7 protein-coding genes and 1 pseudogene are annotated in these 9,001 nt (G+C 69.5%); all 8 read left to right on the top strand.

Going from position 1 to position 9,001, the window contains the following annotated elements; all coding sequences use genetic code 11:
* Positions 1-1,421: pseudogene (locus E1294_RS14110) on the top strand (hypothetical protein); the annotation flags it as partial.
* Positions 1,422-1,897: 476 nt separating this feature from the next.
* Positions 1,898-2,833, top strand: coding sequence for a GNAT family N-acetyltransferase (locus E1294_RS14105; protein ID WP_132508595.1), 936 nt, complete (start codon positions 1,898-1,900; stop codon positions 2,831-2,833).
* Entirely contained in the window at positions 2,830-3,540 is a 711-nt protein-coding gene (locus E1294_RS14100) for a PIG-L deacetylase family protein (RefSeq protein WP_132508593.1), read from the top strand. The genes E1294_RS14105 and E1294_RS14100 overlap by 4 nt, the downstream gene beginning before the upstream one ends.
* A gap of 11 nt (positions 3,541-3,551) precedes the next feature.
* Positions 3,552-5,159, top strand: coding sequence for an ABC transporter substrate-binding protein (locus tag E1294_RS14095; RefSeq protein WP_165977266.1), 1,608 nt, complete (start codon positions 3,552-3,554; stop codon positions 5,157-5,159).
* A complete protein-coding gene (locus E1294_RS14090; protein WP_132508589.1) occupies positions 5,156-6,136 on the top strand; it encodes an ABC transporter permease in 981 nt (326 codons plus the stop codon). The genes E1294_RS14095 and E1294_RS14090 overlap by 4 nt, the downstream gene beginning before the upstream one ends.
* The gene (locus E1294_RS14085) at positions 6,133-6,960 is read left to right on the top strand and encodes an ABC transporter permease (RefSeq protein ID WP_132508587.1); all 828 of its coding nucleotides are present in this window, start codon (positions 6,133-6,135) and stop codon (positions 6,958-6,960) included. Before E1294_RS14090 ends, E1294_RS14085 begins: the two co-directional genes overlap by 4 nt.
* Entirely contained in the window at positions 6,957-7,994 is a 1,038-nt protein-coding gene (locus tag E1294_RS14080) for an ABC transporter ATP-binding protein (protein ID WP_132508585.1), read from the top strand. Before E1294_RS14085 ends, E1294_RS14080 begins: the two co-directional genes overlap by 4 nt.
* Positions 7,991-8,986 (top strand): ABC transporter ATP-binding protein, encoded by a 996-nt coding sequence (locus tag E1294_RS14075; RefSeq protein WP_132508583.1) that lies wholly within the window; start codon positions 7,991-7,993, stop codon positions 8,984-8,986. The genes E1294_RS14080 and E1294_RS14075 overlap by 4 nt, the downstream gene beginning before the upstream one ends.
* Positions 8,987-9,001 lie beyond the last annotated feature (15 nt).

Below are 9,001 nucleotides of genomic sequence, written 5' to 3'. Positions count from 1 at the left end.
AGGGGCCGGGCGGTCCTGGGGGACATGGTGGTCCTGGAGGGCGGTGGCAACCACCGCGGCGTGGCGGCGGTGGGAAGGGGCCGCTGATCGCCATCGTCGCCGTGCTCGCCGTCGTCCTGGTCGGCGGGGTGGCCGGAGGGTGGCTGCTCCTCCAGGAGTTCGGCGACAGACCAGGACCGCCAACGGACTATTCCGGCAAACGGCCAAGACTGGTGCGGACACCCTCGGCCACCCCGGCCGCCGAGGTGGTGAAACTGCGGCCGATCACCGGATCCCAGCTCTGTGCCGCCATCCCCGACGCCCTCCGCAAAAGCCTCGTCACCGATGGCAAGTACGGCGGAAAGGACGCGTCCACAGGAGCCGCCACAGAAAGCGACAAGCGGGCGGACTGCGGGTGGAGCAATAACAAGATGGACGTCGGCGACGGCGTCATCGGCCATCGCAGCCTGAGCATCTCCGTCCGGGCCAAGAGCACCGAGAGCCAGAACGCGATCGAGTACGCCAAGGACCAGTTCGAGCAGGACAGGAAGAGCCACGAGCGGCGGGTCAACGTCCGGGACGGCAAGCGGATCGACGGAAAGACCTCGGGCTCGGCGTTCGGCGAGACCATCAAACTGGCGTACGGCGACGCGTCGTACAGTCAGAGCTCGATCGGGCACAGCGGCCTCTCGGCCGCGGTGTACGTCCGGCAGGGGCCATGGCTGATCAAGGTCGAGTACCGCGGCAGCAACCGGACCGGCCGGAAATACCCCTCGGGCGACGAGGTGCGCGCCGCGGCCGGCAAGGTCGCCGAGCGCATCACCGCGGAGATGGCCAAGGACGCCTCCAAGGCCAAGGTCGGAGGGCCGTGCGGGATCCTCACCGCCGCGGACGTCAAGTCGGCGTTCTTCCCCACGGTCACCGGGCCGTCCGTGGGCGAGAACGACGGCCGCATCAAGCAGACCACCTGCACCTGGAAGATCTCGGAGGCGGTGAAGCACGAGCCGGGGCAGGAGTACACCACCCGGGGCGGCGAACTGCGCATCCATGTCGTCGACTGGCGGGGCGGCGAACTCGGGTCGGATTTCCAGTTCGATCGTGATGCCAAGAAGTTCGACCGTTACCGCGCCAAGGGCGGCATCGGCAACGACGTCACCCACACCACGTACGGGCCCCGCGAGGAGCTCTCAGGGCTCGGCGAGAAGGCGTTCGCCGTGGTGTCCACGACGACCAGGCCGGGCGAGGCGGACGCGGAACCGACGCAGGACATCCTGGTCAAGGTCCTGGCCGGCGAGCGCACGGTCGAGTTCTCCTTCCGCGGCACGACGGCCGGCGGTGGCATCGTCGAGGCCGACGACTACCAGAAGCCGGTCTTCGAGCCCGGCGCCGCCAAGTCGGCCGTGACGCGACTGGCCAAGACGTTCCTCGCGGGCCTGAAATAGCCGGCCGCGCGGAGGGCGCACGCGTCGTGGACCGGCGGCCGGGGCACCCGTTCGCGGGCGCGCGGGGCTGATCGCGCGGTCTCAAGCCCGCCGGCGGACAGGGGGTTGCCCGTCCGGCGGAGAAGCGTGCTGGAGGGGCGCCGCCCCTCCAGCACGCGCTCCTCACAGCGCGCCTGGCGGACCGTGCGGCCGTGCGTGACCAGCCGTCGCGCCGGCCTGATCATCCATGGGCGTGTCCACGACCTGCTCCCGGAGTCTGGCTTGGAGCCGGGTTTCCGGGGTCCCGCGCGCGGGACAGCCGGGGATCCGGCATGGGCGGGACAGCCGGGGCGGATGCGCAACCATCCATAGATACCGCACGCGAAACTAATTTTCCACTTTTACTGCAACATGGAAAATTTCTTCCTACTTGCTTGACCTGGGCGGTTAACACTGGGAAAGCTGTGGCGGGACAGCAGCAGCGTGAAAGGACCCCCATGGTGACTGTCCGCGCGTTCGCGCCCGGCGACGAGCGCTCCCTGGTGGACGCCTGGAACCAGAGCATGCCAGGAGATCCCACCACGTCCGGCTGGTTCCGCGACTGCGTGCTGCTCGACCCGAACTTCGACCCCGAGGGCCTGCGGGTGGCCGTGGTGGACGGGCGGGTGGCGGGCTGCGCGTACGCCGTCCGCAGGCTGACGCCCCTGGCCCCCGGCACCGATCTGGAGCCGGAGACCGGCTGGATCCCGTTCTTCTTCGTCACGCTGGAGCACCGCGGCGGCGGGCTGGGGCGGCGGCTGGTGGGGGAGGCGCTGGCGTTCCTGGAGGGCGTCGGCCGAACGAGGGTGGATTTTTCGTCCTATACGCCGAACTACGTGCTGCCGGGCGCGGACCCGGAGCTCTACCCCGCCGGCTTCCGGCTGCTGGAGGCGCTGGGCTTCCGTACGTTGTACTCGCCGGTCGCGATGGACCGCACGCTCGTCGGCTACGTGACGCCGGACGACGTGCACGAGCTGCGCGCCAGGCGCGAGAGCGAGGGGTACGTCTTCCGCGGCCCCACCGAGGGCGAGCTGCCGGAGCTGATCAGGTTCGCGGCCGACACCTTCAACCCCGACTGGGGTGAGGCGATCCGCCACCACCGCGACCCCGACCGCATCGTCATCGCGAAAAAAGACGACATTGTGGGCTTCGCCCTCTACGCGGCCTACCGCGGCATCCCCGAGCGGTTCGGTCCCTTCGGCGTCGACCCGGGACAGCGAGGCACCGGCCTCGGCAAGATCCTGCTCCATCTCACCATGACGATGATGCGGGCCGAAGGGCTCCACTCGTCGTGGTTCCTGTGGACCGGCGAGACCAGCCCCGCCGGCCACCTCTACACCAAGGCCGGTTACGAGATCACCAGGCGGTTCCACGTGATGAGGCGAGAAGCATGACGCACGTTCTGGCCATCGGCGCCCACGCGGGCGACCTCGACCTGACCGCGGGCGCCGTGCTCGCCCAGCACGTCCTGCGCGGCGACCGCGCGACGCTGCTGCACCTGACGCTCGGCGAACGCGGCCATCCCCGCATGCCGGTGCCCGACTACGCCAAGCAGAAGCGCGAGGAGGCCGAGACGTTCGCCGAGCGGATCGGTGCCGGTGTGCGCTTCCTCGACTACGAGGACGGCCTGCTGCCCGAGGACGACGAGGTCAAGATGCGCGTCGGCGACCAGATCAGGGAGCTGCGGCCGGACGTCATCCTGACCCATTGGAGCGCGTCCATCCACAAGGATCACGCTCGCACCCACCGCATCGTCGAGGACGCCCGCTTCTACGGCGGGCTGAAGACCCTCGAACGCGAGCGGCCCGCCTACTGGGCCGGCGAGCTCTACTACGCCGACAACTGGGAGGACGCCGAGGGTTACGCCCCCGACGCGTTCGTCGAGCTGAGCGAGGAGGCGTACGAGATCTGGTCGCAGGCCATCACCGGCTACGCCTACGCCAGGGGCGAGACCTACGGCTTCCCCTACGTCGACTACTACCGCGCGCTGACCGTCGTGCGTGGTGCACCAGCCGGATTCGGCCGCGCGCAGGCGTTCGCCGCCCCCAAGGGTTCGCGCGTCCTCCGGACGAAGTATTTCGGAAAGGCAGCCCCCCAATGATCAGGCCCCCTGTGAAACGTCTGCTGGCGGTGCTCGCCGCCCTCGCCCTCGCCGGTTGTTCCGGCGGCGGCTCCGGCGGGAGCGGCGGAGGTGAGAACGCCCCGCCGCTGATCATCCACGCCGTGGACGCGGGCACGTTCCAGGAGGATTTCAACCCGTACCACCTCGAAGGCGTGAACTTCGGGACGAGCGGGATGATCCACGAGACCCTCATGTACTTCAACAAGCTCAAGCCCGGCGAGATCACGCCGTGGCTGGCGCTCAAGCACGAATGGTCTGACAAGGGCAAGTCGGTCACGTTCACCCTTCGCAAGGGCGTGAAGTGGTCCGACGGGAAGCCGTTCACCGCCGAAGACGTCGCCTTCACGTTCCAGATGCTCAAGGACAACCCGGAGCTCAACAGGAACGCGCTGGAGATCACCGGCACCGAGGCGCTGGCGCCGGACAAGGTGCGGATCGACTTCGAGAACACGTCGTACGCCAAGCTGTTCAACATCGCCGGCAACTCGCCGATCGTGCCCAAGCACCTGTGGGAGAAGCAGAAGGACCCGGTCACCTTCACCAACCCCAAGCCGGTCGGCACTGGCCCCTACACGCTGTCGAAGTTCTCGGCCCAGCTCTACGAGATGGTCAAGAACCCGTCCTACTGGCAGCCGGGCAAGCCCGAGGTGCCGGTGCTGCGCTTCCCCGCGTACACCGCCAACGCCGTCCAGACGGCGCTCCAGCAGGGCGAGGTCGACTGGGCGGGCGCGTTCGTACCGGACATCCAGAAGATCTACGTGCAGGGCAAGCCGGAGCAGAACAAGTTCTTCTTCCCGCCCGAGGGCGTGGTGACGCTGCTGCCCAACCTGACCCATCCGATCCTGTCCAAGCCGGAGGTGCGCCAGGCCATCAGCCTCGCCATCGACCGCGACAAGATCGTCCGGGTGGCCGAGCGCGGCTACACCAAGGTCGCGCATCCGACCGGCGTGCCGATGCCGGGCGGCGAGGCATACGTGCCGCCCGAGTACAAGGACGCCGCGTTCAAGGTGGATCTGGCCAAGGCCAAGGAGCTGCTGAAGGGCGTCGATCCGGCCAAGCTCAAGTTCACGCTGCTGGTGCCCTCGCCGTTCACCGATTGGGTCAACGCCGCCCAGCTCATCCGGGAGGACCTGGCCAAGATCGGCATCACCGTCGACACCAGGGGCGTGGCGTTCCAGGACTGGGTGTCCAAGGTCGGCAAGGGCAACTACGAGCTGTCGATCAGGGCCACCGCGTCCGGGCCGACCCCCTACTACCAGATGCGCTCGATGCTCTTCGGCGGCCTGGCCGAGCCCGTCGGCGAGTCCGCGACCGGCAACTACCAGCGCTGGAAGGACGCCGAGACCGACCGGCTCATCGAGGAGTACGCCGCCACCGAGGACGAGGCCGAGCAGCAGCAAGCCACGCAGGGGCTGGGCAAGATCATGGTGGAGAAGCTGCCCACGCTGCCGCTGTTCTACAGCCCGTCCTGGGCGCAGTACCGCACGAACAAATACGTCGGCTGGCCGTCCGAGCAGGACCCGTACGCAATGCCGTCGCCCTACACCTCGCCTGACGCGGCCGTGGTGCTGCTGCATCTGAAGCCGGCCGCCAAGTGAGGTTCCTGGCCCGGCGGCTCGGCTTCTACCTCCTGACGGCCTGGGCCGCCATCACGCTCAACTTCCTGATCCCCCGGCTCATGCCGGGGGATCCGGTGGAACTGCTGGTGGCCAGGATGAAGGGCAACGTCGAACCGGAGGCCATCGACGCGATGCGCCGCGCGTTCGGCATCAGCGACGCGAACCTCTGGCAGCAGTACCTCGACTACCTCGGCAACCTCGCACGCGGCGAGCTGGGCCGCTCGATCACCTTCTTCCCCACCGAGGTGTCCACGGTCATCGCCGACAGCCTGCCGTGGACCGTCGGGCTCGTCGGCGTGGCCACCCTGATCAGCTACCTGATCGGGACCTCACTGGGCGTGCTCATGGCGTGGAAGCGCGGCACCTGGCTCGACGGGGTGCTGCCCGCGGCCACGTTCATGCACGCGGTCCCGTACTTCTGGGTGGCGCTGGCGCTCGTGTTCGTCTTCGGCGTGACCCTGCAGTGGTTCCCCGTGTCGAGGGCGTACGGGCTGGACGTGATGCCCGGCATGACCGGCGAGTTCGCGGCGAGCGTGCTCTACCACGCGGCGCTGCCCGCCATCACGATCGTGATCGCGTCGATGGCCGACCGCATCCTCGGCATGCGCAACGTCATGGTGACCACGCTGGGCGAGGACTACGTGGTCATGGCCGAGGCGAAGGGGCTGACCTCGCGGCGGGTCATGTGGGCCTACGCGGCCCGCAACGCGATCCTGCCCAACATCACGAGCTTCGCCCTCTCGCTCGGCTTCGTGGTGGGCGGCTCGGTGCTGACGGAGATCGTCTTCTCGTACCCGGGGATCGGGTCGATGCTCCTCAAGGGCGTGGAGAACGAGGACTTCCCGCTCATGCAGGGCATCTTCCTCGTCATCTCCTTGGCCGTGCTCGTCGCCAACTTCCTGGCCGACCTGGCGTACGTCGTGCTCGACCCGCGAACCAGGCAGGAGTCCGAATGAAGATCAAGATCGGTTTCGGCATCCTCGTCTTCTTCGCGCTGATGGCCCTGGCCGGGCCGCTGCTCATCGGCGCCGACCCCGCCGCAACCAGCGAGGACGGGCTCCAGGGCCCGTCGGCCGAGCACTGGCTCGGCACCACGCAGACCGGCCAGGACATCCTCACCCAGATCGTGTACGGGGCCCGCATCTCGATGGGCGTCGGCGTGTTGTCGGCCGTCATCGCCAACCTGCTCGCGATCCTGGTCGGCCTCGTCGGCGGCTATTTCGGCGGCGCGGTGGACGAGGTGTTGTCCGTGCTCACCAACATCTTCCTGGTGTTGCCCGCCCTCCCGCTGATCATCGTGCTGGCCGGCTACCTGCCGCAGCGTGGTGTCGGTTCCGTGGCGGTGGTGATCGCGGTCACCGGCTGGGCGTGGGGCGCCCGCGTGCTGCGCGCCCAGACCCTCTCGGTACGGCGTCGCGACTTCGTCCAGGCCGCCAGGGCCAGCGGCGAGGGGCCGTTGCGGATCATCTTTTTCGAGATCATGCCCGTGCTGCTGCCCGTCATCGCCACCAGCTTCCTGGCCACCGTGGTCGCCGCGATCCTGGCCGAGGCCGGCCTGTCGTTCCTCGGCCTGGCCGACCTGTCCACGGTCAGCTGGGGCAGCATGCTGTACTTCGCGCAGAACGGGCAGGCGCTGCTCATCGGGGCATGGTGGTGGTTCATCCCGCCGGGGTTGTGCATCGCGCTCATCGGCACCGGCCTCGCGCTGGTGAACTTCGGCATCGACGAGATCGCCAACCCCCGCCTGCGCACGGTCAAGGTCCGGAAGGCCCGTACATGAACGTCCTGGAGATCCGCGACCTCGGCGTCGACTACCTGTCACAGACCGGCGCCGTGCACGCTGTCGCCGACGTCTCGCTCGACCTGCGGCGGGGCGAGATCCTCGGCCTCGCGGGGGAGAGCGGCAGCGGCAAGTCCACGCTGGCCAACGCCGTCGCCCGGCTGCTGCGCCCGCCCGCCGCGATCACCTCCGGCTCGGTGGTCTACCACCGCCAGGACGGCACCGCCGTCGACGTGCTCGCCCTCAAGCGGGACGAGCTGCGCGCCTTCCGCTGGAAGGAACTGGCCGTCGTCTTCCAGAGCGCCATGAACTCGCTCAACCCGGTCAGCACAGTCGGCGCCCAGATCGACGACGTCCTGCGCATCCACGCCCCCAAGATGTCCCGCCAGGACCGGGCGGAGCGGGCCGTCGAACTGCTGCAGCGCGTCGGCATCAGCGCTGACCGGCGGCGGTCGTACCCGCACGAGTTGTCGGGCGGCATGCGGCAGCGCGCGGCCATCGCGATCGCGCTCGCCCTCAACCCCGAGGTCATCATCATGGACGAGCCGACGACGGCGCTCGACGTGGTGGTGCAGCGCGACATCCTCCACGAGATCAGGGCGCTCAGGGAGGAGTACGGCTTCGCGGTCGTGTTCATCACGCACGACCTGTCGCTGCTCATGGAGATCTCCGACAGGATCGCCATCATGTACGCGGGCCGCGTCGTCGAGACCGGCACCGCCGAGGCGCTGCACAGGGCGCCGCGGCACCCGTACACGCTGGGCCTGCTCCGCTCGTTCCCCCGCCTGCACGGGCCCCGCGAGGAGTTGCTCGGCATCCCCGGCACCCCACCCGACCTGCGTTCGTTGCCGCCCGGCTGCGCTTTCCACCCGCGCTGCGGGCGGGCCATGGAGGAGTGCTCCACGCGGCTGCCCCTGCTGACGCGCGGCACGGACGGCCCGGACGGCGCGGACGGCGCGGACGGTGCGGACGGTGCGGACGGCGAGGTGGCGTGCCTGCTGAACGGCGGCCGCGGTGTGGAGGAAGCATCATGATCGTTCTTGAGGGCCGGAACCTCACCAAGCACTTCACCTCGGCCCGTGGCCCTCGGGGACGGCTGGGGAAGCGGCCGCCCGTGCGTGCCGTGGAGGACGTGTCGATCGCCCTGCGCGCCGGCTCGGTGTCGGCGCTCGTGGGGGAGAGCGGCTGCGGCAAGAGCACGGTGGCCCGGCTGCTCGCGCAGGTCTATCCGGCCACGTCGGGCGAGCTGCTGCTGCGCGGCGAGCCGGTGCGCGCGCGTCGCGGGGCGGCGTTCCGCGACTACCGGCGCCAGGTGCAGCTCATCTTCCAGGACCCGTTCTCCTCGCTGAACCCCTTCCACCGGGTGCGCTACCACCTGGCCAGGCCGCTGCGCATCCACGGGCACGCCCGCTCGGACGAGCAGGAGCGCACGATGGTCGCGGAGCTGCTCGAACGCGTCAGCCTCACGCCGGTGGAGCAGTTCATGGACAAGCTGCCCCACGAGCTGTCCGGCGGGCAGCGGCAGCGGGTGGCGATCGCGCGGGCGCTGGCCGTCCAGCCCGTCGCGCTGATCGCCGACGAGCCCGTGTCGATGCTGGACGTGTCGATCAGGCTCGGCGTGCTGCGGCTGCTGGAGGAGCTGGCCAAGGAGAGCGGGCTGGCGCTGCTGTACATCACGCACGACATCGCCAGCGCACGCTACTTCGCCGAGGACATCACGGTGATGTACGCGGGCCGGCTCATCGAGAGCGGGCCCAGTGAGGCGCTCACCCAGTCGCCCCGGCACCCGTACACGCGGCTGCTGCTGGAGTCGGCGCCCGACCCCGACCGGGTGACGCCGCCCGACGCGACCCGGCACGGTGAGCCGCCCAGCCTCATCGCCCCGCCCGGCGGGTGCCGCTTCCATCCGCGCTGCCCGGTGGCGCTGCCGGTGTGCTCGAGCGAGGCGCCGGGACGTACGGAACTGGGCGAGGGCCGCTGGACACACTGCTGGCAGGCGGAGACGCCGGACCCCGTGGCGCGGTGACGGACCGCGTCACCG

Source organism: Nonomuraea diastatica, assembly GCF_004349015.1.
Lineage (GTDB): Bacteria > Actinomycetota > Actinomycetes > Streptosporangiales > Streptosporangiaceae > Nonomuraea > Nonomuraea diastatica.
Note: the sequence above shows the minus strand (reverse complement) of the source record. Positions and strands in the feature narration are given on the sequence as shown.

Coding starts and splice junctions, on each gene's coding strand:
- E1294_RS14105 (WP_132508595.1), top strand. CDS start 1,898: ATGGTGACTGTCCGCGCGTTCGCGCCCGGCGACGAGCGCTCCCTGGTG.
- E1294_RS14100 (WP_132508593.1), top strand. CDS start 2,830: ATGACGCACGTTCTGGCCATCGGCGCCCACGCGGGCGACCTCGACCTG.
- E1294_RS14085 (WP_132508587.1), top strand. CDS start 6,133: ATGAAGATCAAGATCGGTTTCGGCATCCTCGTCTTCTTCGCGCTGATG.
- E1294_RS14080 (WP_132508585.1), top strand. CDS start 6,957: ATGAACGTCCTGGAGATCCGCGACCTCGGCGTCGACTACCTGTCACAG.
- E1294_RS14075 (WP_132508583.1), top strand. CDS start 7,991: ATGATCGTTCTTGAGGGCCGGAACCTCACCAAGCACTTCACCTCGGCC.